Origin of the sequence: Salinisphaera sp. (genome assembly GCF_035690525.1) — a bacterium.
GTDB lineage: Bacteria > Pseudomonadota > Gammaproteobacteria > Nevskiales > Salinisphaeraceae > Salinisphaera.
The window spans coordinates 1-24,083 of the sequence record NZ_DASSKM010000130.1; the positions used below are offsets into that span (position 1 = coordinate 1).

Consider the following 24,083-nt stretch of genomic DNA (forward strand, 5'->3'; position numbering starts at 1 on the left):
GGGCCCAGCTCGCCGATGCCGGTTTCGACCCCGACTATTTCGAGATCCGCGGCGCCGATCTGGGCCGCCCCAAGAGCGAGACCGTGGCGTTCCGGGTGCTGGCGGCCGGCTATCTCGGCCGAACGCGTCTGATCGACAACATGGGCGTAACGGTCTGACCGCCGATCCCGGCCCGGTCTCGCGCCAGGGTCGAACGCTGGCTGCGACAAGCGTTTTTAGCTAGGCTCGAACAATTCGAACCGGTGCGCGACGCGCATCGCCGCGTGCATTTCGTAACGTCTCACGACGCGCCGCAGGCGCAAAGGCTGGAACCGATGTCCGACCCCATCAATCAACCCAGTTGGAAAACGCTCGAGGCGCTGGCGGCGAAGAACGCGAACCAGCAGATGTTGGATTTGTTTGCCGCCGACGAGGCGCGCCCCGCGCGCTATAGCGTCGCCGCGACCGGCGTGACGCTGGATTACTCCAAGCAGCGGATCGACGACGACGTGCGCGCCGCGCTGCTCGCGCTGGCCGAGGAGCAGGGCGTGAGCCAGGCGCGCGAGGACATGTTCGCGGGCCGCGCGATCAACACCAGCGAGAACCGGGCCGCCTGGCACGTGGCGCTGCGCGCGCCGGACGCCGCGCCCATGGTCGACGAAGTCCACGAGGTCCGTCGCGCCATGGCCGAATTCGCCAACGAGGTACGCAGCGGGGCATGGCTCGGTTTCAGCGGGCGGCCGATCACCGACGTGCTCAACATCGGGATCGGCGGCTCGGACCTGGGGCCGCGCCTAATCTGCGAGGCGCTTTACGACGGCGACGGGCCGCGTCCCCACTTCGTGGCCAACGTCGATCCGGCCGATCTGGACGATACGCTGGCTGGGCTCGACCCGGCGAGCACGCTGGTGATCGTGACGTCGAAGTCTTTCGGTACCGCGGAAACGCTGGCCAACGCCCGCGTGGCGCGCCGGTGGCTGGTCGATGCGGGTGCGGCCGAGGCCGATATCGCCAAGCATTTCGTGGCCGTGTCGACCAATGCCGACGCGGTAGCGGAGTTCGGCATCGAGCGTATATTCGGCTTTTGGGACTGGGTCGGCGGTCGCTACTCGCTGTGGTCGGCGGTGGGCCTGTCGATCCTGCTCGCGCTCGGGCCGGAGCCGTTCGAGGCGCTGTTGGCCGGCGCGCATGCCATGGACGAGCATTTTCGCGCTGCGCCGCTGGCCGAGAATCTGCCCGCGCTGCTCGCGTTGGCCGGCGTCTGGAACAACAATTTTCTCGGTCTGAACAGCCACTGCGTGGTGCCGTATGCGCAGCGTCTGGCCTCGCTACCGGCATTTCTCCAGCAACTGGAAATGGAGTCCAATGGCAAGTCGGTAACCCGCGAAGGCAAGCCGGCGACGGTTTCCACCGTGCCGACCATCTGGGGCAGTGTGGGCACCAACGCCCAGCACGCCTATTTTCAGATGCTGCATCAGGGCGATCTGGCGGTGGATCTGGATTTCGTACTGCCGCTGTCGCCGCCCGAGGCCGCCGATGATGTGCGCGAGCGTGAGCGGGTGGCCAACTGCATCGCGCAGGCCGAAGCGCTCATGTGCGGTCGCGACAGCGCGGAGCTCGCCGCCGAGCTGGAGTCCGAGGGCCTGGCCGGCGAGGCCCTGGAACATCGGCTGGCCGCGCGCCGTTTCGATGGCAACCGGCCGAGCAATATGCTCGTGCTCGAAGCCTTGGATGCGCATCACGTGGGCGCGCTGATCGCGGCTTACGAACACAAAGTGTTCGTGCAGGGCATCATCTGGAATATCAACAGCTTCGATCAGTGGGGCGTGGAACTGGGCAAGACCATGGCCGGCCAAATCGGAAATGAATTAGCAACCGGCGAGGCCGCCGCGCACGATGGGTCGACCGCCGCGCTGGTGGCGCGGGTGCGTCACGCCTGGGGCCGCTGATCCGGATCGCGGACGGGCCATGGCCATGACCGAAACCAGCGACTACCTGCCGTATCTGATCTACGACGCCGCCCAGGTCGGCGCTCTGGATAAGCGCTTCGTCGAGGAATTCGGCGTCGATGGCTTCGAGTTGATGCAGCGCGCGGCGCGCGCCGCCTACGACGAACTCGCCCAACGCTGGCCCATGCCGGGCCGTCTGGTGGCGTTCTGCGGGCCCGGCAACAACGGCGGCGACGGCGCGCTGGTCGCGTGCCGCGCGATGCAGGCCGGCTGGGACGTGACCCTGATCGCGCCGCTGGATTTATCCAAGGCCTCGGGCGATGCCGCGCGCGCCTTCGATGTCTATCGCGAGGCCGGCGGCGAAGTCCGCGATTTCGTGGATGAACGGATCGACGCCGATTTGATCGTCGACGCATTGTTCGGCACCGGCCTGAACCGGGAAGTGTCCGGGCCGATGGCTGAGGCGATCGACCGTATCAATCAGGCATCGGAACGCGGTGTCGGCGTACTGGCGATCGATATCGCCTCGGGCGTGGATGCCAGCACCGGTCGGAACTGGGGCCGTGCGGTGATCGCCGATACCACGGTCTCTTTCATCGGTCTCAAGCTCGGGCTTTTGACCGGCGACGGCGCGGCCTACTGCGGTGAACTCGCCTTCGATGATCTCGGCGCGCCGGATGCGCTCTACGAGAATCAGCCCCATGTCGCGCGCCGCATCACCCATCGCGACCTGCGCCACGTATTGCCGGCGCGGCCCAAGGGCGCGCACAAAGGGCATAACGGACATGTGCTGTGTGTCGGCGGCGGTCGCGGCATGGGCGGCGCGATCCGGATGTCGGCGGAAGCCGCGCTGCGTGCCGGCGCCGGTCGGGTCAGCGTGGCCTGTCATGACGATCACGCCGGCGCGATGAGCCAGGCACGCCCGGAACTGATGTGTCAGGGGCTGCCCGCCGACCCGTCGGTCGGCGATGCCGCGGCCCAAGTGGATGCATTGATCGAGGCCGCTTCCGTGATCGCCGTGGGGCCCGGGCTGGGTAGCGGGGCGTGGGGCGATGCGCTGTGGCGGCGCGTGCTCGAATCGGATCGGCCGCTGGTGGTCGATGCCGACGCGCTCAACCGACTGGCCGCCTCGCCGGTCGATCGCGAGAACTGGATTCTCACCCCGCACCCCGGCGAGGCCGCGCGTCTGCTGGGCTGCTCGACGGCGGATATCGTCGCCGATCGGGTGCAGGCCGCGCGACGCCTGGCCGAGCGCTACCGCGCGGTGGTGACGATCAAGGGCGCCGGCACGCTGATCGCGACGCCGGATGAACTCTGGCTGTGCACGCAGGGCAATCCCGGCATGGCGGTCGGCGGCATGGGCGATCTGTTGACCGGCGTTATCGCCGGGTTCGCCGCCCAGGGCATGACACTGGCCGAAGCGGGCGTGTTCGGCGTCTATGCACACGCGCTCGCCGGCGATGAGGCGGCGACGGGCGACGGTGAACGCGGCTTGCTGCCGAGCGATCTGCTGCCCTGTATCCGGCGACAGGCCAACCCGCAGCGCACGTGAACATCACACTGGCGACGCCGGCGGCGACCGAAGCACTCGGCCGGGATTTGGCTCGTGTCCTGGAGCTGCGGGAAGACGGGGTGCTGATCACGCTGGCCGGTGAACTGGGCGCCGGCAAGACCGCGCTGGTGCGGGCGATCATTCAGGCGCTGGGTCATGCCGGGCCGGTGGTGTCGCCCAGCTATACCCTGGTCGAACCCTACGAATTCGGCGCGCGGCGCCTGTATCACCTGGATCTGTATCGGCTGGCCGACCCCGAAGAATTGGAATTCCTCGGCGTTCGCGAAATCTCGGCCGGCTCCCACCTCGTGTTCGTGGAGTGGGCCGAGCGTGGCGCCGGTTTTCTGCCGCCCGCGGATATGGCGATCACCTTGGAATACAACGGCGCCGGGCGATCCGCGCGTTTGGCGCCGTGTTCAGCCGCCGGTCGGGATCTGATCGCGAAGCTGCAGGACTTCAGATCGCGCACATAATTCAAGTGCTTGGCCAAGTCCTCTGTGCTAGGTGCTGTTTTTCCTGTTAAAAAGTTGCCTCGAACGATGCCGATCGATAATCTTTTCCGGAAGGCTCTCTCGCCGGACCTGTAAGGGGGATGGGTTATCCTATGACGCGGAGCGTGCAACGGCTGATTTTTTTCGGTTTGCTGGCGCTGCTGACGCTGCCTGCCTCGGCGCAGGTCGCCGCGCTGCATGACGCGCGGATGTCGGCGACGCCGGAAAAGACGCGCGTGGTTTTCGATCTGTCGGCCGATACCGAGCCCGATATCTTCATGATCGACGATCCGCTGCGGCTGGTGATCGATCTGCCGCACACCCGCGATCTCGGCCATGTCGCCGGTGACGCACCGCGCAGCGATCTGATCAAGGATTTGCGAACCGGCGTGCACAAGGGCACCGGGGTGCGCGTGGTGCTCGATCTGGAAAAAAAGGTTCGCGCCAAGAGTTTCATGCTCTCGCCGTCCGACGGGCACCGCTATCGACTGGTGCTCGATCTGTATCCGAAGGATCGGGCGTCCGCGCCGATGACGGCCCGCGCCGACACCTCGGGGAACGAGCTCGATGCCGGCGACGACAGTCAGACAACCGCCGATAAAACGGCGACCGCCATGGAGCAGGTCTCGGCTCCGGGCGTATCAAACGAGCGCAGCACGGCGAACGGCCGCGGCGATACGCCGGACGTGCCGCGACGCAGCGCGCCGGCGCGCGATATTATCGTGGCGATCGACGCGGGCCACGGCGGCAGGGATCCGGGCGCCCACAGCCCGGCCGGGCTGCTCGAGAAGAACGTCACCCTGTCCATCGCCCGCCGGCTCAAGCGTATGGTGGACGATCAGCCGCATATGCACGGCATGCTGACGCGCAAGCACGATAATTACGTCGGTCTGCGCGAGCGCATGGTGATCGCCCGGCATGACAAGGCCGATTTTTTCATCTCGATCCATTGCGATGCATCGCCGAACGGCGGTGGCGCGAGGGGCGCATCGGTTTATGCGCTGTCGCGCCACGGCGCGACCAGCGAGCACGCGCGCTGGCTGGAGCATCGCGAGAACGGCGCCGAGATGGTCAGCGGCATCACCCTCAAAAACAAGAAGCCGAACCTGGCTTCGTTCGTGCTGGATCTATCGCAGAGCGCGAGCATCCAGGCCAGCGCCGACGCCGGCGAGCGTGTGCTCGCCCAGCTCGACAAACTGGGTTCGCTGCACAAGGACCAGGTCCAGCAGGCGGGCTTTATGGTGTTGAAGTCGCCGGATATTCCTTCCATTTTGGTCGAGACGAACTTCATCTCGAATCCGGCCACCGCGCATAAACTCGCCAGCGCGAGCTATCAGAACGCGCTGGCGGCGGCGATGCTGCGCGGCATCAAGGGTTATTTCGCCAGCTATCGGCCGTCGACTTATATCGCGGCCGAGCAAGAGCATCGCGTGCGCTCGGGCGATACGCTGTCCGAGATCGCGCAGGTCTACGGCGTGAGCGTGTCGGCGTTGCGCCAGTACAACGAAATGAACGGGTCCGTGCTGCGCATCGGGCAGATGCTCAAGATTCCGCCGCCCAAGCCGCAGCAACTCGCCAGCCGGGGCTGACGATCATGATGCGTGCCCTTATGTCCGCCGGCTGAACGCCGGCGCACGCGCCAAGCCCTCGTATAACCGCGCATAAAAAAACGACGGCACGAATGTGCCGCCGCTTTGTCGTCGCGCTGGCGGGTGTCAGGCCGCTTTCTGCTTCTCGCGAACGCCCTGTTCGATACGCTCGCCGATCCTGGCGTCGACGTTCTTCCAGTACTGAAAGGCACGCTCGAGCACGGGCTCGGTCACGCCGTCGGAGAGATGGCCGACCGCGTTGGCGACTAGGCGATCGCGGGCTTCGTCATCCATAACCTTGTTGATCAGATCGTTGGGTTGATCGAAGTCGCTATCGTCTGGACGGAGCGTGTAGGCCGAACGCACCAGATTGCCGTCGGTTTCCCAGTTTTCGCCGTTGGCATGCGCCGCCGGGGAAGGCACCGGCCCGCCCTTGGTGTTCGGCGCATAAACGGGATCGTGGTTATTCATGTAGCGCATCCGCCCGCCTTTGGTATAGCTGTGCATCGGGCACTTCGGCGCATTCACCGGAATCTGATTGTAGTTCACACCGATGCGCGCACGCTGGGCGTCCGCATAGGAAATTGACCGTGCCAGCAGCATCTTGTCCGGCGAAATACCGGTGCCGGGCACCGTATTGCCCGGTGAAAACGCGGCCTGTTCGATTTCGGTGTGGAAATCGGTCGGGTTGGTATCCAGCGTCATCGTGCCGACCTTGTGCAACGGATAGTCGGCGTGCGGCCAGACCTTGGTCAGATCGAACGGATTCAGCCGATAGGTCTTGGCCTCTTGGTAGGGCATGATCTGAACGTACAGCGTCCAGGTCGGACAATCGCCGCGCGCGATCGCCTCGAACAAATCGCGCCGATGATAGTCGGCATCGGAGCCGGCCATTTCGTCGGCTTGTTCCTGGGTCAGACACTTGACGCCCTGGTCGGTCTTGAAGTGGTATTTGACCCAGAACAACTCGCCCGCCTCGTTGATCCAGGAGTAGGTGTGGCTGGAGTGCCCGTTCATGTGGCGCCAGGTGGCGGGGACGCCGTAATCGCCCATCACCCAGGTCACCTGATGGGCCGACTCCGGCGACTGGGTCCAGAAGTCCCACTGCATGTCGTTATCGCGCAAGCCGTTGTCGGCACGGCGCTTCTGTGAGTGGATGAAGTGCTGGAACTTCATCGGGTCGCGCATGAAAAAGATGGGCGTGTTATTGCCCACCATGTCGAAGTTGCCTTCCTCGGTGTAGAACTTCAGCGCAAAGCCTCTGGGGTCGCGCCAGGTGTCCGGGCTGCCGGACTCGCCGGCCACCGTGGAAAACCGGGCCACCATGTCGGTCTTCTTGCCCTTTTGCAGAAAGTTGGCCTTGGTGTACGCGCTGACGTCTTCCGTGACTTCAAAACGGCCGAACGCGCCGCCACCCTTGGCATGGGGCTGGCGATCCGGAACCATTTCCCGGTTGAACGCGGCCATCTGTTCCATGAGAAAGTGGTCGTGCAGAACAATGGGGCCGTCATTGCCGACTGTCAGCGAATGTTCCTGGCTCGGATACGGTTCGCCGCTGGTCGTGGTTTCGATGTTGCGGGTATCGTCTGTCAAGGTTTAATCCTCCCGATGGGTCCGTGTGCAACGCAGCCGAAATCGACCGTCGTCACTTTTCCGTTGATATGCCGGTTTATGTCGCCGCCTGCCGGGCCTTGGCCTGACAGGTTCGGCACAGACCCCAGAACACGACCTCTGCCTCGTCGATTTCGAAGCCGTGATCGTGTACCGGCTGCAGACAAGGCGCGGATTCGATATGGCAATCGCTATCCTCGATCTGTCCGCAGCCGCGACACACCAAATGATGGTGATTGTCGTGGGTACGCCGTTCGAACCGGGCCGGATGGCCGGCCGGCTTGATCTGCCGAACCAGATCGGCCGCCACGCACGCCGACAGAACGTCGTATACAGCCTGCTTCGAAATCGCACCGAGACGCGTGGAAACGCCCCGATGCACTTGCTCGGCGGTGGCATGCGGATGGCCGATCAGCCATTCGAGCACCGCGTGGCGCGGGGCGGTGACCCGCAGGCCGCGTTCACGCAGTTCGGCAACGATGGAAGTCTGGTGTCGACTCATGGCAGCCCGATCATTGAGCATTTTCTTGAACGAGTCAAGAAAGCGATTCGATCGATATTAGTCAACGCAGCGCTGCGAGCGGATACCGCGTTTTGCCAAACGAGGGTGACATACCCGACACTGAGCGCCGTTTCGGTCCCAGAAGCTGTCGGACTCAAGCGATCGTAGCGAGCAAGGTGGGAGGATGAGCGCAAATGAGCCGATTTTTGAGGCGAATAGTGGTTCTATTTAACGATAAAAACGGCTCATTTGAGCCATCATCCCGCCGGCGCAGTAGATTGGTCTTGAGTCCGACAGCTTCTTAGCGCGCGTCATGCTCATTCAACTGCTCGACGATCGACTGATCAGCCAGATCGCGGCCGGCGAGGTCGTCGAACGCCCGGCGTCCATCATCAAGGAACTGGTCGAGAACAGTCTGGATGCCGGCGCCACGCGCATCGCCGTGGATGTGGAAGAGGGCGGTCTGCGACGGATTCTGATCGAGGATGACGGCTGCGGGGTGAGCGCCGATCAACTGCCGCTCGCGGTCGCCCGTCATGCCACCAGCAAAATCGACAGCCTCGACGCGCTGGAAGCCGTGGCCAGCCTCGGTTTCCGCGGCGAGGCCCTGGCCAGCATCGCCTCGGTGGCCGAACTGACCTTGACCTCGCGTGTCGCCGGCGCCGATCGCGCCTATGCCGTTTCGCCGCATATCGACACCGAGGCGCGGCCGGCGGCCGGTGCGCCCGGCACGCGGGTGGAAGTGCGCGAACTGTTCGCTCGTATTCCCGCCCGGCGGAAATTCCTGCGCGCGCCGCCGACCGAGTTTAAACATATCCGTCGGGCGTTCAGCCAACTCGCGCTGTCGCGCTTCGATGTCGGCTTCATCCTGCGCCACGGCGCCGTCGAGTCGGCCGGGCTGAACGCTTGCGCGGAAGCCGACGCCCGGAAACAGCGCGTGGCGCATATCCTGGGCCGCGAATTCGATGACCATGCCGTGCCCGTGGACGAATCGGCGGCCGGCATGCGCTTGACCGGCTGGATTGCCACGCCGGGTTTTTCGCGCGGCCAGGCCGATCGCCAGTACAGCTTCGTCAACGGCCGCCCGATTCGCGACAAAGTCTTCAATCATGCGGTCCGCCTGGCCTATCGCGATCTACTGCACAATCAGCGTCACCCGGCCTACGTGCTGTATCTGACGCTTGACCCGCGTCAGGTCGATGTCAACGCGCATCCGGCCAAGGCCGAAGTGCGTTTTAGGCAGTCGCGGCTGGTCCACGATTTCGTCTGCCGCAGCGTCGCGCGCGCACTGGCCGCGGTTGAGGCGCGCCCGCACGAGGCAAGAACGCTGGCGCTGACGCCCGCGGCCGGGCCGCTCGACAAACCGGCGCAGCCACGGCCGATGACGCCGCGCGGGCTGGATTTCAATACGCGATCGGCCCGGCCCGGCGTCGCCGAGACGGCGGCGAGCTATCGTTTTCAGCAGCCGCGATCGGCGCCGGATACGGGGCGATCGGCGAGCGCGCCGACAGACGAGCGCCACGACACGCCGCCGCTCGGCTACGCCATCGGCCAGCTGCACGATATCTATATCCTGGCCCAGAACGCCGAAGGGCTGGTGCTGGTCGATATGCACGCCGCCCACGAGCGCGTGCTGTACGAACAGCTCAAGGCCGAGTTCTCAGCCGGCCGTGTTCAGTGCAAGCGCCTGCTCGTGGCCGAAACGCTGTCGCTGTCCGAAAGCGAGGCGGCCGTGGTGGAAAGCCAGGGCGAACGACTGGCCGAGGTCGGCTTCGAGCTCGGGCGCAGCGGGCCGACCCGCGCGCTGCTGCGCGGCGTGCCGGCGCTGCTCGCCGATCGGGATTATCTGGCGATGGCGCGCGACGTGATCGCGGAACTCGATGGCGGCCCGCGCGGCGCGGACGCGGTGCGCGATATTCTCGACGACGTGCTGGCGGACATGGGCTGCAAGGCCGCGGTGAAAGCCGGGCGGCGGCTCACGCTGGCCGAGATGAACGCGCTGTTGCGCGACATGGAACACACCGACCGGGCCGGGCATTGCAATCATGGCCGGCCGAGCTGGGTCGGCGTGGATCGCGCCGGCCTGGACCGGCTGTTCATGCGCGGGCAGTAGCGTGTCCGAAAAGCCGCCGGTTGTGTTCATTCTCGGGCCGACCGCGTCCGGCAAGACCGGGTTGGCCGTCGAGTTGGTCGAGTCGATGAATGCCGAGATCGTGTCGGTCGACTCGGCCATGGTCTATCGCGGCATGGATATCGGCACGGCCAAACCGGATGCCGCGACCCTGGCGCGGGCCCCGCATGCGCTGATCGATATCCGCGATCCGGCGGATGCTTACTCGGCGGCCGACTTCGTGCGCGACGCCGTAATCGAGATCGACCGCATTCACGCCGCCGGGCGGCTGCCGCTTCTGGTTGGCGGCACCTCGCTGTATTTCCGCGCCCTCGAGCACGGGCTGTCGGAGATGCCGGGCCGAGACGAAGCGCTGCGCGCCCGGCTGACCGCCGAGGCCGACGAGCTGGGCTGGGCGGCGCTGCACGCCCGGCTGGCGCATCTCGATCCGCTGACGGCGGCCCGTATCCATCCGAACGACGCACAGCGCATCCAGCGCATGCTGGAAATTCATGCGCTGACCGGCGAGACGCCCAGCGTGCTGTACGCGCGCGATGAAGCGGTCGATCCGCCGTGGTCGATCACCAAGTTGATCGTGGCGCCGGCCACGCGCGAACGGTTGCACCGCAATATCGCGGCGCGCTTCGGCGTGATGATGGCGGAGGGTTTTCTGGCGGAGGTTGAAAAGCTCCACGCCCGTCCCGATCTCGATCTTGGACAACCGGCGATACGAGCGGTCGGCTATCGCCAGCTGTGGCAGTCACTGGACGGGGCGTTCGGCCTGGAAGAGGCCGTGAACCGGGCGGTGATCGCGTCCCGTCAGCTGGCCAAGCGACAGCTTACCTGGCTGCGTTGTCTGGACGATGCCACGTGGCTCGTAAGCGATGATGAAACAATGACAAAGCGGGCGCGGCGGCTGGTCGAGAGGGCGTCCGGCGCGCTCTGAAATCGTGCTAATATTTCTTTGATATTTTCTTATCCCCCGACCTTGTGGAGTCTGTTCCATGGCAAAAGGCCAAACATTACAAGAACCATTCCTTAACGCCTTGCGCAAAGAGCGGGTGCCGGTGTCCATCTATCTGGTCAACGGCATCAAGCTGCAGGGGCAGATCGAATCTTTTGACCAGTTTGTGGTGTTGTTGCGTAACGCCGTGAACCAGATGGTGTACAAGCACGCGATTTCCACGATCGTGCCTTCGCGCAACGTTCGTGACGAAGTGCGCGACGAAATGTCGCAGGAGTCCGACGATAGTTAGATTTCCCAGGGTAATTACTAGGGTAATCCCCTATGTTTGAACGGCCGCCGAGCGGTCAGGCGGCCGTCATCGTCCATATCGCTTTCGGCATCGACGAGTACGCCGAGGCGGATCGGGAATTCCGCGAACTCGTGGAATCGGCGGGCGCCGATGTGATGTGTCATATCGGCGGCTCCCGTCGCGTGCCCGATCCGCGTTACTTCATTGGCGGCGGCAAGGCCGATGAAGTGGCTGCCGCGGTGGTGGAACACGGCGCGGAACTCGTGGTGTTCAACCACGATCTGTCGCCCAGCCAGGAGCGTAACCTGGAAAAGCGCATGAACGCGCGTGTGCTCGATCGCGCCGGGCTGATCCTCGATATCTTTGCCCGTCGGGCGCGTTCGCACGAGGGTAAGCTACAGGTCGAGCTCGCACAGCTCCAGCATCTGGCGACGCGCCTGGTGCGTGGTTGGTCGCATCTGGAGCGGCAAAAGGGCGGCATCGGTCTGCGCGGGCCGGGTGAGACCCAGCTCGAGACCGACCGCCGCCTGCTTGGCGACCGCATCAAGCTGTTGCGCTCGCGGCTCGACAAAGTGCTGGCGCGACGCGATCAGGGGCGCGCCTCGCGGCGCCGTGCGCGCACGCCCGTGGTCTCCCTGGTCGGCTATACCAACGCCGGCAAGTCGACGCTGTTCAACCGGCTCACCGGCGAGGATATCTATGCCGCCGATCAGCTGTTCGCCACGCTGGACCCGACCTTGCGCCGGATGGACGTGCCGGTGGGCGAGCCGTTGATCGTGGCCGATACCGTGGGCTTCATCCGCGATTTGCCGCATGAACTGGTGGCCGCCTTCCGGGCCACGCTCGAAGAGACCCGCGAAGCCGATGTGCTGGTGCACGTAATCGATGTCGCCGACAACGAGCGGCGCGCGCATGCGCGCGAGGTCAACGGCGTGCTCGCCGACATCGGCGCCGGCAACGTGCCCCAGCTGGAGGTGTTCAACAAGGTCGACCTGCTCGACGACGAGTCGCCGCGGGTGGAATACGATGCGCACGGCCGGCCGACGCGGGTCTATGTTTCGGCCATGACCGGCGCGGGTCTGGACGAACTGCGTCACGCGCTGGCCGCGTTCTGTTACCCGGATACGGTCACCGGCACGCTGCGGGTGCCGCCCGCCGCCGGCTGGCTGCGTTCGCGGCTCTACGACCTCGGCGTGGTCGGCGAGGAAAGTTATGCCGACAACGGCGACGCGCTGCTGTCGGTGACGGCTTCGCAGGCGGACCTGGAGCGCGTCGTGGCGCAGGCCGGGCTGGCCTTCGACGATGTCTTGATTGATCGCCGTCCGGTGCGCCCCGACGTCGAACGGCTCGCCGGCGCGCGTGCGACGATTCATTCCGCCTAAGAGGCAACAGCCCCTAGACGACCTTACGGCGTGTTCGACAGGGTTCCGGGCGGACTATAGACTTACGTGAAATCGCAGACGGTTCGTGCAACGGCATCGTCGGATCGGGCCGCACCGGTCCGCGCCGCGACTCCGTGCGCGAACGGTTACAGCAAGGAGAGCGGTTTGTTCACTTTGGGTTTGTTCGGGCGTGATCTGACGCGCGCGTGCGCGGATGCGGGCGAGCGCCGCGGTGCGGCGGCGCGACGTGAACACGTGCGGCAAGGGCCGTTGCCGGCCGTGCAATCGACGCGATCAGAGGCTTTCTAGCATGGCGTGGAACGAGCCCGGCAAGGGCAGGGATCCGTGGGGCGGTGGCAACCGCAACGGCGGCGGGGGGAACGGCGGCGGGCCGCCCGACCTCGACCAGATCTGGAAACGCCTGCGCGAGCGCTTCAACAAGCGCGGCGGCGGTAACAGCGGCGGCCCTGGCGGTGGTCGCGGTATCGGCGGCGGGTTGTTTCTCGTGCTGATCCCGATTGTCATCGCCATCTGGCTGGCTACCGGGCTGTATATCGTCCAGCCGGGCGAGAAAGGGGTGGTGCTACGGCTGGGCCGGTATACCCACACCGCCGGGCCGGGTTGGCATTGGCATCTGCCGTATCCGATCGGTCAGGTGCTCAAGGTCGATACCCAGCGGGTACGCCGGGCGAGCAACCGCGCCGTCATGCTGACCAAGGACGAGAACATTGTCGCCGTCGAGGTCTCGGTGCAGTACCGCATCTCCGACGCGATGAACTATCTGTTTCAACTTCAGAACCCGGAAAAAACGGTGCAGCAGGTGCTGCGCTCGGCGGTGCGTGAAGTTGTCGGCACGTCGACCATGAATCAGGTGATCCAGGAAGGCGTGCAGGTCAACCAGCTCGACAACAAGGCGCTGAACAACGTCGATATGAAGGAGAACTCCGGTCAGCCGAAGAAGCAGAACGGGCTCAAGGATATCGACCAAAAACTGGTCGGCCGGATCAAGAAGAAGCAGAACGAGTATCCGCAGATCAAGGTTCGATCGCGCGCGAAACTGCCCGATAACGTACGCCGGATCATGCAGTACACGCTCAATCAATATAACGCCGGTATCAAAGTGCTGGCCGTGAACGTGCAGTATGCGCAGCCGCCGGAGCCGGTGCAGGGCGCTTTCCAGGAAGCGATCAAGGCGCGCGAGGAGCAAGAGCGGTCCAAGAACATCGCCCGTGCCTATGCGCGTGACATCGTGGCCCGCGCCCAGGGCGAAAAGGCGCAAATGATCGCCCAGGCCAAAGCCTACAAGCAGCGCAAGATCAACCGTGCGGCCGGCCAGGCGGCGCGCTTCTCGGATCTGTTGGCGCAGTACGAGAACGCGCCCGAAGTCACGCGCGAGCGGTTGTATCTGGAAACGATGGGCGACGTGTTGTCGGCCTCGCATCTGGTGCTTGACGATGGTTCGGCGGGCACCATGACCTACCTGCCGTTGGGCAAGATCCTCGATAAGACGGCCTCGGGCGGTAAGCACGGGTCCGGCGGTGAGAACGGCGACACCGTGGGGCCGACGTTGCCCGACGAATCGGACATGAACGGCAGCGGTAACGGTTCGGGCTCGAACGGCGGCAGCGGTTCGAACCCGGACACCGGTAATCTTCGCAGCCGGAGCCGCAGCTCATGAGTGGTAAGCAGATTTTCGGCCTGATCGTCGTCGTCATCGCGATCTATATCGCCTACAACTCGATGTTCGTGGTCACGCCGCGCGAGCGCGTGCTGGTCGTACAAACGGGTGAAATCGTCGACGCCCATGTCCCGCCCGGCCTGCATTTCAAAATTCCGTTCGTGCAGACGGTGCACCGCTTCGAACGGCGCGTGATGACGTTTACCGGCGAAATCGACCGCGTGCTGACTTCGGAGAACAAAAACCTGTCGGTCAACTACTACGTCAAGTGGCAGATCGCCGACCCGGTCAAGTATTACCTGTCGACGCACGGCGAGGTCGAGCGCGCGCGGAGTCTGCTGACTGCGTCGGTCGAGAACGATTTGCTGGCCGAGTTCTCTAAACGCACGATCCGTCAGGCGATCGGGGGCGATCGTAACGAGATTGTGGCGGCGGTGCAGGTACAGGTGAACCAGGACGCCAAGCAGCTCGGTGTCACCGTTCAGGACGTGCGTATCATGAAGCTGGACCTGCCGGCCGAGGTGAGCGACACGGTCTATGCGCGCATGCGCTCCGAGCGCCAGGAAGTGATCCGTACGCTGCGGGCCCAGGGCGATGCCGCGGCCAAGGAAATCCGCTCCGACGCGGAGCGCGAGCGCACCGTCGTGTTGTCCAAGGCTTACAAGAAGGCCGAGTCGATCCGCGGCGAGGGCGACGCCCGGGCCGCCGAGATCTATGCCAATGCTTACAAGAAGAACCCGGACTTCTATAGCTTTTATCGCAGTCTGCAGCTTTATCGACAGAGCATCGGCGACGACGACATCCTGTTGCTCAAACCGGACGGCAAGTTGTTCAAGTATTTCAACCCCGCGCTCGCCGAGGCCGCGGGTAACGGCGGATAACCGCCTTCGCCGATGTGGGCCGATCTGCTGCGCGCGCTGGCGCTGGTGTGCGTGATCGAGGGGCTGATGCCTTTCATCGCGCCGGAACGCTGGCGCGAGACCGTGCTGCGACTGGCCGGCGCCGCGCCGCGCCAGTTGCGCATCTTCGGCGCGGTGATGATCGCGGTCGGGGTCGTCGCGCTGCAGTTTCTACACCAATTCTAGAGCCATGCAATCCACACGTTGGTTACTGCCGGAAGGCGTCCAGGAGACGGTCCCGCCCGAGTCGTGGCGGCTCGAGGCGGCGCGCCGCGCGTTGCTCGATCTCTATTGGCGCTGGGGCTACGAGCTGATCCGGCCGCCGCTGATCGAGTATCTCGATTCGCTGCTCACCGGCGCCGGCCATGAACTCGATCTGTATACCTTCAAGCTGACCGACCAACTCAACGGGCGCATGATGGGGGTCAGGTCCGATATGACCACCCAGACCGCGCGCATCGATGCGCATCGATTGGCGGCGACCGGCCCGGCGCGTTACTGCTATATCGGCAGCGTGCTGCGTACGCGCCCCGGCGAGCCGGGCGGCTCACGCTCGCCGTTGCAGGTGGGCGTGGAGAAATTCGGCGACGCGCATCTGCACAGCGATCTCGAGATCGTGTCGCTGATGCTTGAAACGCTGCGCATGATGGGCATCGAGCAGATCTATCTCGATCTCGGCCATGTCGTGATCTATCGGCGGCTGGTGGCGCTCGCCGACGTATCGAGCGAATTCGAGCCGGTATTGTTCGATGTGGTGCAGCGCAAGTCGCGGCCCGATCTGGATCGTCTGGCGGCCGACGGCCGGCTCGGGGCCACGCTGCACGACCGTCTGGCGACGCTGATCGGCCTCAGCGGACCGGCCGGCGTGCTGGATCGGGCCCGTGCCGTGCTCGGCGGCATCGACCCGCGTATCGATAGCGCGCTGGAGGAAACGGCCGACATGGTCGCGCTGATTGAAGCGCATTATCCGGAGCTGCCGCTGTTCATCGATCTGGCCGAATTGCGCGGCTATCGCTACAAGACCGGGCTGCTGTTCGCGGCTTTTGCCCCGGGGCTCGGCCGCGAGCTGGCGCGTGGCGGACGCTACGACGACGTCGGCTCGGCGTTCGGCCGGCCACGTCCGGCCACCGGTTTCTCGGCCGATCTGAATCTGCTGGCCGCGCTCGGCGGCTTTGCGGACGATCGGCCGGCCGGTGGCATCTTTGCGCCGTCCGGCCACGACGACGAATCGTTGCTCAGCGAAATCCGGCGCCTACGGGCGTCAGGCGAGCGCGTGGTGGTCGCCACGCCCGCCCATGCCGAAGCCCATATCGAAGTAGAGAGCTCGGGCTGCGACCGCATTCTGGAACAGATCGACGGAACATGGCGGGTCCGTCCACTATAGGATAGATATCATGGGTAAACGGGTCATCGTCATCGGCAGCCAGTGGGGCGATGAGGGCAAGGGCAAGATCGTGGATTTGCTCACCGATCGCACCCGGCACGTCGTGCGCTTTCAGGGCGGCCACAACGCCGGCCATACATTGGTCATCAACGGCGAGAAAACCATTCTGCGCCTGATTCCGTCGGGCATCCTGCACGACGGCGTGACCTGCTATATCGGCAACGGCGTGGTGCTTTCGCCCGAGGCGTTGCTAAAAGAAATGGGCGAGTTGGATGCGCGCGGCGTGGCCGTCCGGAACAAGCTCAAGATCAGCCCGGCCTGTCCGCTGATCCTTCCTTATCACGTGGCGCTGGACAAGGCCCGCGAGGCCGCCCGCGGCAAGACCGCGATCGGCACCACCGGCCGCGGCATCGGCCCGGCCTACGAGGACAAAGTCGCACGCCGCGCGGTGCGGGTCTCCGATCTGTTCCGGCGCGAACTCTTGGCTTCGAAGCTGGGCGAGGCGCTCGATTTACATAATTTCGTGCTCAAGAACTATTTTGGCCAGTCGCCGGTGGATTTCCAGGCCACGCTGGATGCTTGTATCGAGCACGCCGAGGAGATCGCGCCGATGGTGGCCGATGTCGGCGAGTTGCTGCGTCAGGCCTATGTCGCCGACGAGTCGATTCTATTCGAGGGCGCGCAGGGCGCGCTGCTGGACGTCGATCACGGCACCTATCCGTTCGTCACCTCGTCCAACACCACCGCGGGCGGGGCGGCCACCGGCTCCGGCGTCGGCCCGACCTATTTCGATTATGTGCTCGGCGTGGTCAAGGCTTACACCACGCGTGTCGGCTCCGGCCCATTCCCGACCGAACTCGACGACCGCTACGGTAAACACTTGGCCGACCGCGGCGCCGAATTCGGTGCGGTGACGGGCCGGCCGCGCCGCTGTGGGTGGTTCGATGCCGTCGGTCTGCGCCGTACAGCCTTCAACAACAGCCTGTCCGGGCTGTGCATCACCAAACTCGACGTGCTCGACGGGCTGGACGCAGTCCAGCTCTGTACCGGCTATCGCTGTAATGGCGAGACGCTAACCGTGCCTCCGACCGGCGCCGACGCGCTCGCCAACTGCGAGCCGGTCTACGAGGAAATGCCGGGCTGGCGCGAGAATACCTCGGGTTTACGCGATTATCATGCGCTGCCGCCCAACGCCCGGGGTTATCTCGATCGGCTGGCCGAAATCGTCGGCGTGCCGATCGACGTGATCTCGACCGGACCCGACCGGGCGGACACGATCATTCTTCGGCATCCGTTGGCTGACTAACGGCAATAGCCCTTATAGCCGTTCGACAACGGCCTGGGTAAAGCTATCGGTTGTACCCTCGCCATCCAGATCCGGCGTGATACGGTCACGCTCGGCGATCGCCGAGCGTACGGCCCGGCGAATACGATCCGCCTTGTCCTTGTCATTCAGATGATCGAATAGAAGCGCGGTGGCCAGCAGCACCGACGTCGGATTGGCGATGTTTTGGCCGGCGATATCGGGCGCGCTGCCGTGGACGGCTTCGAATACGGCACAGTCGTCGCCGATATTGGCCCCGGGCGCCAGGCCCATGCCGCCGACCAGGCCGGCGCACAGATCGGACAATATGTCGCCGAATAGATTGGGCGCGACGATCACGTCGAACTGATAGGGGTCCATCACGAGCTTCATCGCGCCGGCATCGACGATTACGTCGTCGTACTCCAGATCGTCGTATTCCTTGGCGATTTCGCCGCCGACCGAGAGGAACAGCCCGGAGGTCGTTTTCAGGATATTGGCCTTGTGCGCCAACGTGACTTTCTTGCGCCCACGCGCGCGCGCCAACTCGAAAGCGAAACGGATGATGCGTTCACTCTGGGAGCGCGTGATGACCGAGCAAGCCTCCCCGCGCTCGCCGTCGTCTGACAGGGTCTGGCCCTCGCCCGAGTACATGCCGTGTTCGTTCTCGCGCACGATGATGATGTCGAGATCGTCGTAAAGCGGTTTGGCTCCCGTCATGGATACCGCCGGACGCACGTTGGCGTATAGGTCAAAGCGCTTGCGTATCGCGACGTTGACCGAGCTATAGCCGCCGCCACTGGGGGTGGTGGTCGGGCCCTTGAGCGCCAGTCCCGTGCGTTCGATCGATTCGATCGCCGATTCCGGCAATGCCTCTTTTTCGCCATCGTCCAGAGCGGCCTGGCCGACCTTGACGTATTCGTAATCGAATTCCGCGTCGAGGGCATCGAGAACCTCTAGCGCGGCATCCACGATCGCGGGGCCGATACCGTCGCCCTTGATAACCGTTAGCGGTGTCCTGCTCATGGCAACCTTCCCGTATTCTGCATTCGTACAATGAAGACATTCGTCCGATAGGGTTTTAGCGTGCAAGCAGCTCTAAAACGCATTTGCCTATAAATGCGTCTGTGATTTGAAGCCGCCACATTATTGAATCGGCGGTTCGTATGCTTGACGCGGAGCCGCAAGGCGCCTGTCTTGGCTACGCGCGTAGGCCTCCGGACAGCGTACAGCTTTCTGTGCCATCAGTTTCCGATATACACCGATAACCGACTATTCGTGTAAATCCTGATGCTTAATCAGGCGTTCATATTCCGGCCGTACACGATATAAACACCTAATATTTTTTGAAAACGCTCAGTTTTTCACATGGTGTGACTGCGTCAGAAGCTTGAATTAGGGAGGCATGCCAAGAAAATACGGGGAAATTACGTATTTTAATTAAAATACTGAAATGTCATGGTGTATTGTGCATATATTCACTCACCTTGGCCTATACGACCGGGAGGAAAACCATGACGGACCAGCGTTGTCGACTGCCGGGTTGGCAGGATCGCCAGATGACGGCGCAAGAAGCAGCCGAATTGATCCAGGACGGCATGACGGTCGGCATGAGCGGTTTCACGCTGGCCGGCGAGGCCAAGGAGGTGCCGGTCGCGTTGGCACAGCGCGCCGCCGACGAGCCACTGTCCATTACGCTGATGACCGGGGCATCGCTGGGCAACGATATCGATGCGCGGCTTACCGATGCCGGTGTGATTGCCCGGCGTCTGCCGTTTCAGGTCGATGCCACCCTGCGCCAGGCGATCAACGAAGGACGGGTGATGTTCATCGACGAGCATTTGTCGGAAATCGTCGAGCGCCAGCGTCACGGCGATCTCGGCCCTATGGATGTGGCGATTATCGAAGCCTGTGCGATCACCGAGGAGGGCGGTATCGTGCCGACCACCTCGGTGGGCAACTCGGCGACTTTCGCCCATCTCGCCGACAAGGTGATCGTGGAACTCAATCAGGCCTCGCCTGAAGGGCTCGAGGGGCTGCACGATATCTATATTCCCGGTACCCGCCCGAAGCGCCAGCCGATTCCGATCGTGCAAGCCGCCAGCCGCATCGGCGATCACGCGATCCCGGTCGATATCGACAAGATCGCCGCGATCGTGCTTACAGAGGGCGAGGAAACGCCGGCCGAGATCAAGGCCCCCGATGAGGCCACCCAGCAAATCGTCGCGCATGTGAAAGATTTTCTAGAGGCGGAGGTCGAGGCTGGGCGGCTGACTTCCTCGCTGCTGCCATTGCAGGCCGGCCTCGGTTCCATGGCCAACGCGGCGCTCTGGGGTATCGCCGAAGGGCCGTTCGATCACCTGCAGATGTACTCGGAAGTGCTACAGGACTCGGCATTCGATCTGCTCGACTCCGGTCAGATGACGTTTGCCTCGGCGACTTCGATCACGCTCTCGGAAGAGCGCGGCCAGCAAGTAATGGACAATCTCGCGGCTTATCACGATCGCGTAGTGTTGCGCCCACAGGAACTGACCAATCATCCGGAAATCATCCGCCGGCTCGGCGTCATCGCCATCAATACGGCGCTGGAAGCCGATATCTACGGCAACGTCAATTCATCCCACATGGGCGGCACGCAGTTGGTCAACGCCATCGGCGGCTCGGGTGACTTCGCGCGCAACGCGCATCTGTCGATTTTTGTCACCAAATCATTGGCCAAGGACGGGGATGTCTCGGCGTTCGTGCCGTTCGTCAGCCATGTTGATCATACCGAGCACGATGTCGATGTCCTGGTTTCCGAACACGGCCTGGCCGATCTGCGCGGCCTGGCGCCGCGCGAACGCGCCCGCGAGATCATCGATCGTTGCGCCGATCCGCTGTATCGGGACGCCCTGAACGACTATTTCAACGAAGCCTGCAAGAAAGGCGGCCAAACGCCGCACTGCCTGGACAAGGCGTTCGCCTGGCACACCGCGCTCGAAACCGAGGGCTCGATGCGTTCCGTCAGCGGGTCCGCCGGCACCGGCACATGAACCTCGCGCCCATGCGGCATGAGCCGTAAAGAGCCACACGCATTTTCAGTCGCTATCGAGCGATAGCGCGTTTCGAGATGACGGAACGCATGGCATTTCTCAGCCACACGCCAGGAGACCACAATGACGGACGCATACAAACTCAGTAATCCACAGGACGACCAAAGCACCGATCTGCCGCTCGTCGAAGGCACTCTCGGCATTCCCGCGGTGGATGTGCGCGGGCTGCATACCCAGCAGGGCGTGTTCACCTACGACCCGGGCTATACCGCCACCTGTAGCTGCGATTCCAATATCACCTTTATCGACGGCGAGAACGGCAAGCTGCTGTATCGCGGCTACTCGATCGAGGAACTGGCCGAGCATTCGAATTTTCTCGAGGTGTGCCATCTGCTGCTCAACGGCGAGTTGCCGAACGAGACCGAGATGGCGAGCTTCCGAGAGACCATCACCCACCACACGATGCTCAATCAATCGCTGGTCAAGTTCTACGACGGCTTCCATTACGATGCCCATCCAATGGCGGTATTGCTCGGCGTGGTCGGCTCGTTGTCGGCCTTCTATCACGACACCACCGATATCAGTAATCCCGAGCATCGCGAGATCTTTGCCCAACGCATGATCGCCAAGATGCCGACCATCGCGGCCGCCGCATACAAGCACGCGATCGGTCAGCCCAAGATCTGGCCGCAGAACGATCTCGACTACACCTCGAACCTGCTGCGCATGATGTTCGCGGTGCCGGCCGAGGAATACGAAGTCGATCCGGTCGCCGCCCGGGCGTTGGATGTGCTGTTCATGCTGCACGCCGATCACGAGCAGAACGCCTCGGCCACCACGGTGCGCACGGTCGGTTCGACCGGCGCCAACCCCTATGCCGCCATCGCCGGCGGCATCGCCGCGCTCTGGGGCCCGGCCCACGGCGGTGCGAACGAGCGGGTGCTGAACATGCTCGACGAAATCGGCGATGTGTCCAACGTGTCCCAATATGTCGACAAAGCCAAGGACAAGGAAGATTCCTTCCGTCTGATGGGTTTCGGGCATCGGGTCTACAAGAATTTTGACCCCCGGGCGAAAGTCGTACGCAGCTACTGCCACGAGGTGCTCGAACATTACAACATGGAGGACGATCCGCTCTTCGAGATCGCGCTGGAACTGGAGAACAAGGCCCTGGAAGAGGACTATTTCATCGAGCGCGGGCTCTATCCGAACGTGGATTTCTATTCCGGCATCATTTATCGGGCGATCGGCATCCCGGTCAATATGCTCACGCCCATGTTCGCGATCGCGCGCACGGTCGGCTGGGCCGCGCACTGGATGGAAATGATGAACGATCCGCAGTTTCGCATCGTGCGCCCGCGCCAGATCTATCACGGCTACACGATGCGCGATTACGTCGCTATCGGCGATCGGGATTGAGGGCGCGCCATTCTCCCCGGTTATATCTAAAGGTAGCCGTACGATCGAAGGCAGCGCCGTATCTCAATATTTCGACATCGTTTTTGGAGCGCCCCATGCCCATGAAAGCCATCCAACTGACCGGCCACGGGCGCGACGGCGGCTACGCCGAATACACCGTCGTACCCTCGGACAACGCCTATCAGACCGACGCCGATATCAGCGACGCGGAACTGGCCACTTTCTGCTGCGCCTACATGACCGGGGAGCACATGCTCGACCGCGCCCATGTGGCAGAGGGCGAGCGGGTGCTGGTCACCGGTTCCTCCGGCGGCGTCGGCTCCGGCATCATTCAACTGGCCCGCGCTCGCGGCGCGATCCCGTTCGCGGTGACCAGCCGTAGCAAGGCCGATGAAATATTAGACATCGGCGCCGAGGCCACGGTACTGCGCGACGACGAGGGCGAATTGGTGGACAAGGTCGATGACGCCACCGACAGTCAGCCCATCGACGTGGTCGCCGATCTGGTCGCCGGGCCGATGTTCAACGACCTGTTGCGCGTGCTGCGCGCCGAAGGCCGCTATACCACCGCCGGGGCGATCGCCGGACCGGTGGTCGAACTCGACCTGCGCACGATGTATCTCAATCATCTGGAGCTCAATGGTTCGTCGCAGGGCACCCGGGATGCGTTCCGGCGGGTCAAGCGCTATGTCGAGAACGGCGAGATCAAGCCGCTGCTCGACCGCACCTACAAGCTCTCCGATTTTCACGACGCCCAACAAGCGTTCATCGACAAGAATCATGTCGGCAATCTGGTCGTCGTGCCGGATTCCAAATGGGACGAGTACGGAGCGCCTCATGCCGGATAAAAAACCCAGCCGCATGCGCTCGCTACAGATGATGGACCTGCAGTGCGGCGGCGATGTCAGCCGGATCGTTCTCAGCGGGGTGGAGGCGTTGCCCGGCGACACGGTGCATGCGCAACAGCGCTATCTGGAGGACAACGGCGACGGCCTGCGCCGGCTGCTGCTCTCCGAGCCCTACGGCGACCCGGCCATGTCGGTGAACCTGATCGTGCGGGCGTGTGAGCCCAAAGCGCAGGCGGGCTACATCATCATGGAAGCCATGGGCTACCCCATGTACTCCGGCTCCAACACGATCTGTACCGCGACGGCGCTGCTGCAAAGCGGTCATATTCCGATCGAAGAGAACGAGCAGACGGTGTTTTTGGAATCGCCCGCGGGCGTGGCGCGGGTTCAGACCCGATGCTCGGACGGCTTCGTGCAGATGGTCACGACCCAGGGCGAAGCCGCTTATCTGGCCGTGCCCGATCTCAAGGCCGATGTGCCGCGTTATGGCAAGGTGCGCTATGACGTGGTTTGGAGCGGCGGCTTTTATGCCATGATCGACGCCGAGGCCTTGGAGTTCGAGTTGGTGCGTGATGAAGAACCGGCACTGGCTGCCTTTGCCGACGCTTTCGTCAAAACCGTGCGCCCGGAGTTTATCGAAAACCATCCGGAGTTCGACGATGTCACGCCGTTGCCGTTCGTGCATTTCATGCGCGATGCCCACGCTGTCGACGACGGCTTTCGCGGCCGTAGCGCGACCTATGTCCATCCCGGCGTGATTTGCCGCAGCCCCACGGGCACCGGCACCTCCGCCCGTATTGCCCTAATGGCCGAACGCGGCGAGATCAAACAGAATCAATGGCTGGAAACCATGTCCCCGCGTGACAGCAGCTTTACCGGGACCCTGCTCGGCGAGGCCACGGTCGAAAACCGACGCGGTTGGGATACCCAGATCACCGGGCGCGCCTGGACCCTGACTCGGTCACGCGTCGAAATCGAACTCGACGATCCCCTGGTCGATACGACGGATCTGGAGAACGTCCTCACCGCGCCCGATTAGATCTACTGCCGCGGTTTGACCAAAAGCCGGACGTCGACATCGCCCTTTCAAGAGAACAAG

The 24,083-nt window shown here is 63.7% G+C and carries 20 protein-coding genes; 17 read left to right on the forward strand and 3 right to left on the reverse strand.

Going from position 1 to position 24,083, the window contains the following annotated elements:
- Nucleotides 1–314: 314 nt before the first annotated feature.
- From pgi to VFJ08_RS09825, 4 genes are all read left to right on the forward strand, one after another.
- The gene (gene pgi, locus VFJ08_RS09810; RefSeq protein WP_324997023.1) at nucleotides 315–1,928 is read left to right on the forward strand and encodes a glucose-6-phosphate isomerase; all 1,614 of its coding nucleotides are present in this window, start codon (nucleotides 315–317) and stop codon (nucleotides 1,926–1,928) included.
- Between the two features lie 19 nt (nucleotides 1,929–1,947).
- Complete coding sequence (locus VFJ08_RS09815; RefSeq protein ID WP_324997024.1) at nucleotides 1,948–3,480, forward strand: NAD(P)H-hydrate dehydratase; 1,533 nt, start codon at nucleotides 1,948–1,950, stop codon at nucleotides 3,478–3,480.
- On the forward strand, nucleotides 3,477–3,953 hold the full coding sequence (tsaE, locus tag VFJ08_RS09820) for a tRNA (adenosine(37)-N6)-threonylcarbamoyltransferase complex ATPase subunit type 1 TsaE (protein ID WP_324997025.1): 477 nt from the start codon (nucleotides 3,477–3,479) through the stop codon (nucleotides 3,951–3,953). Before VFJ08_RS09815 ends, tsaE begins: the two co-directional genes overlap by 4 nt.
- 143 nt (nucleotides 3,954–4,096) lie before the next feature.
- On the forward strand, nucleotides 4,097–5,560 hold the full coding sequence (locus VFJ08_RS09825; RefSeq protein WP_324997026.1) for an N-acetylmuramoyl-L-alanine amidase: 1,464 nt from the start codon (nucleotides 4,097–4,099) through the stop codon (nucleotides 5,558–5,560).
- 126 nt (nucleotides 5,561–5,686) lie between these two features.
- On the opposite strand, the gene VFJ08_RS09830 is transcribed toward VFJ08_RS09825, so the two are convergent.
- On the reverse strand, nucleotides 5,687–7,153 hold the full coding sequence (locus tag VFJ08_RS09830; RefSeq protein ID WP_324997027.1) for a catalase: 1,467 nt from the start codon (nucleotides 7,151–7,153) through the stop codon (nucleotides 5,687–5,689).
- Between the two features lie 76 nt (nucleotides 7,154–7,229).
- Entirely contained in the window at nucleotides 7,230–7,673 is a 444-nt protein-coding gene (locus VFJ08_RS09835; protein WP_324997028.1) for a Fur family transcriptional regulator, read from the reverse strand.
- A gap of 313 nt (nucleotides 7,674–7,986) precedes the next feature.
- Between VFJ08_RS09835 and mutL the strand changes: the two genes are divergently transcribed.
- The 9 genes from mutL (at nucleotide 7,987) to VFJ08_RS09880 (ending at nucleotide 17,688) form a co-directional block, all read left to right on the forward strand.
- On the forward strand, nucleotides 7,987–9,786 hold the full coding sequence (gene mutL / locus VFJ08_RS09840) for a DNA mismatch repair endonuclease MutL (RefSeq protein ID WP_324997029.1): 1,800 nt from the start codon (nucleotides 7,987–7,989) through the stop codon (nucleotides 9,784–9,786).
- 1 nt (nucleotide 9,787) lies between these two features.
- Nucleotides 9,788–10,729 (forward strand): tRNA (adenosine(37)-N6)-dimethylallyltransferase MiaA, encoded by a 942-nt coding sequence (gene miaA, locus VFJ08_RS09845; RefSeq protein ID WP_324997030.1) that lies wholly within the window; start codon nucleotides 9,788–9,790, stop codon nucleotides 10,727–10,729.
- Nucleotides 10,730–10,787: 58 nt separating this feature from the next.
- A complete protein-coding gene (gene hfq, locus VFJ08_RS09850) occupies nucleotides 10,788–11,039 on the forward strand; it encodes an RNA chaperone Hfq (RefSeq protein ID WP_324997031.1) in 252 nt (83 codons plus the stop codon).
- Nucleotides 11,040–11,071: 32 nt separating this feature from the next.
- On the forward strand, nucleotides 11,072–12,421 hold the full coding sequence (gene hflX, locus VFJ08_RS09855; protein ID WP_324997032.1) for a ribosome rescue GTPase HflX: 1,350 nt from the start codon (nucleotides 11,072–11,074) through the stop codon (nucleotides 12,419–12,421).
- A 310-nt stretch (nucleotides 12,422–12,731) separates the two neighbouring features.
- Nucleotides 12,732–14,099, forward strand: a complete 1,368-nt coding sequence (locus tag VFJ08_RS09860; protein WP_324997033.1) for a protease modulator HflK — start codon at nucleotides 12,732–12,734, stop codon at nucleotides 14,097–14,099.
- The gene (hflC, locus tag VFJ08_RS09865) at nucleotides 14,096–14,980 is read left to right on the forward strand and encodes a protease modulator HflC (protein WP_324997034.1); all 885 of its coding nucleotides are present in this window, start codon (nucleotides 14,096–14,098) and stop codon (nucleotides 14,978–14,980) included. Before VFJ08_RS09860 ends, hflC begins: the two co-directional genes overlap by 4 nt.
- 12 nt (nucleotides 14,981–14,992) lie before the next feature.
- Nucleotides 14,993–15,184: a DUF2065 domain-containing protein gene (locus VFJ08_RS09870; RefSeq protein WP_324997035.1), complete on the forward strand. Its 192-nt coding sequence runs from the start codon at nucleotides 14,993–14,995 to the stop codon at nucleotides 15,182–15,184.
- A gap of 4 nt (nucleotides 15,185–15,188) precedes the next feature.
- Entirely contained in the window at nucleotides 15,189–16,382 is a 1,194-nt protein-coding gene (locus tag VFJ08_RS09875; protein ID WP_324997036.1) for an ATP phosphoribosyltransferase regulatory subunit, read from the forward strand.
- 10 nt (nucleotides 16,383–16,392) lie between these two features.
- Nucleotides 16,393–17,688, forward strand: a complete 1,296-nt coding sequence (locus tag VFJ08_RS09880; protein WP_324997037.1) for an adenylosuccinate synthase — start codon at nucleotides 16,393–16,395, stop codon at nucleotides 17,686–17,688.
- 12 nt (nucleotides 17,689–17,700) lie between these two features.
- Here the strand turns inward: VFJ08_RS09880 and VFJ08_RS09885 are convergent, their stop codons facing one another.
- Nucleotides 17,701–18,711: an isocitrate dehydrogenase gene (locus VFJ08_RS09885; RefSeq protein WP_324997038.1), complete on the reverse strand. Its 1,011-nt coding sequence runs from the start codon at nucleotides 18,709–18,711 to the stop codon at nucleotides 17,701–17,703.
- A gap of 488 nt (nucleotides 18,712–19,199) precedes the next feature.
- Between VFJ08_RS09885 and VFJ08_RS09890 the strand changes: the two genes are divergently transcribed.
- From VFJ08_RS09890 to VFJ08_RS09905, 4 genes are all read left to right on the forward strand, one after another.
- Nucleotides 19,200–20,717, forward strand: a complete 1,518-nt coding sequence (locus VFJ08_RS09890; RefSeq protein ID WP_324997039.1) for a succinate CoA transferase — start codon at nucleotides 19,200–19,202, stop codon at nucleotides 20,715–20,717.
- 123 nt (nucleotides 20,718–20,840) lie between these two features.
- Nucleotides 20,841–22,136, forward strand: a complete 1,296-nt coding sequence (locus VFJ08_RS09895) for a citrate synthase (RefSeq protein WP_324997040.1) — start codon at nucleotides 20,841–20,843, stop codon at nucleotides 22,134–22,136.
- A gap of 95 nt (nucleotides 22,137–22,231) precedes the next feature.
- The gene (locus tag VFJ08_RS09900; RefSeq protein WP_324997041.1) at nucleotides 22,232–22,984 is read left to right on the forward strand and encodes a zinc-binding dehydrogenase; all 753 of its coding nucleotides are present in this window, start codon (nucleotides 22,232–22,234) and stop codon (nucleotides 22,982–22,984) included.
- Nucleotides 22,974–24,023 carry a proline racemase family protein gene (locus VFJ08_RS09905; RefSeq protein WP_324997042.1) on the forward strand — a complete coding sequence of 350 codons (1,050 nt, stop codon included), beginning with the start codon at nucleotides 22,974–22,976 and terminating at the stop codon, nucleotides 24,021–24,023. The genes VFJ08_RS09900 and VFJ08_RS09905 overlap by 11 nt, the downstream gene beginning before the upstream one ends.
- Nucleotides 24,024–24,083 lie beyond the last annotated feature (60 nt).

What these genes read in the sequence shown, in the direction of transcription:
- VFJ08_RS09870 (WP_324997035.1), top strand. Translation starts at nt 14,993, where the DNA reads ATGTGGGCCGATCTGCTGCGCGCGCTGGCGCTGGTGTGCGTGATCGAG.
- VFJ08_RS09900 (WP_324997041.1), top strand. Translation starts at nt 22,232, where the DNA reads ATGCCCATGAAAGCCATCCAACTGACCGGCCACGGGCGCGACGGCGGC.
- VFJ08_RS09890 (WP_324997039.1), top strand. Translation starts at nt 19,200, where the DNA reads ATGACGGACCAGCGTTGTCGACTGCCGGGTTGGCAGGATCGCCAGATG.
- VFJ08_RS09875 (WP_324997036.1), top strand. Translation starts at nt 15,189, where the DNA reads ATGCAATCCACACGTTGGTTACTGCCGGAAGGCGTCCAGGAGACGGTC.
- hflX (WP_324997032.1), top strand. Translation starts at nt 11,072, where the DNA reads ATGTTTGAACGGCCGCCGAGCGGTCAGGCGGCCGTCATCGTCCATATC.
- VFJ08_RS09860 (WP_324997033.1), top strand. Translation starts at nt 12,732, where the DNA reads ATGGCGTGGAACGAGCCCGGCAAGGGCAGGGATCCGTGGGGCGGTGGC.
- VFJ08_RS09905 (WP_324997042.1), top strand. Translation starts at nt 22,974, where the DNA reads ATGCCGGATAAAAAACCCAGCCGCATGCGCTCGCTACAGATGATGGAC.
- VFJ08_RS09835 (WP_324997028.1), bottom strand. Translation starts at nt 7,673, where the DNA reads ATGAGTCGACACCAGACTTCCATCGTTGCCGAACTGCGTGAACGCGGC.
- pgi (WP_324997023.1), top strand. Translation starts at nt 315, where the DNA reads ATGTCCGACCCCATCAATCAACCCAGTTGGAAAACGCTCGAGGCGCTG.
- hfq (WP_324997031.1), top strand. Translation starts at nt 10,788, where the DNA reads ATGGCAAAAGGCCAAACATTACAAGAACCATTCCTTAACGCCTTGCGC.
- mutL (WP_324997029.1), top strand. Translation starts at nt 7,987, where the DNA reads ATGCTCATTCAACTGCTCGACGATCGACTGATCAGCCAGATCGCGGCC.
- VFJ08_RS09895 (WP_324997040.1), top strand. Translation starts at nt 20,841, where the DNA reads ATGACGGACGCATACAAACTCAGTAATCCACAGGACGACCAAAGCACC.
- VFJ08_RS09885 (WP_324997038.1), bottom strand. Translation starts at nt 18,711, where the DNA reads ATGAGCAGGACACCGCTAACGGTTATCAAGGGCGACGGTATCGGCCCC.
- VFJ08_RS09815 (WP_324997024.1), top strand. Translation starts at nt 1,948, where the DNA reads ATGGCCATGACCGAAACCAGCGACTACCTGCCGTATCTGATCTACGAC.
- VFJ08_RS09880 (WP_324997037.1), top strand. Translation starts at nt 16,393, where the DNA reads ATGGGTAAACGGGTCATCGTCATCGGCAGCCAGTGGGGCGATGAGGGC.
- hflC (WP_324997034.1), top strand. Translation starts at nt 14,096, where the DNA reads ATGAGTGGTAAGCAGATTTTCGGCCTGATCGTCGTCGTCATCGCGATC.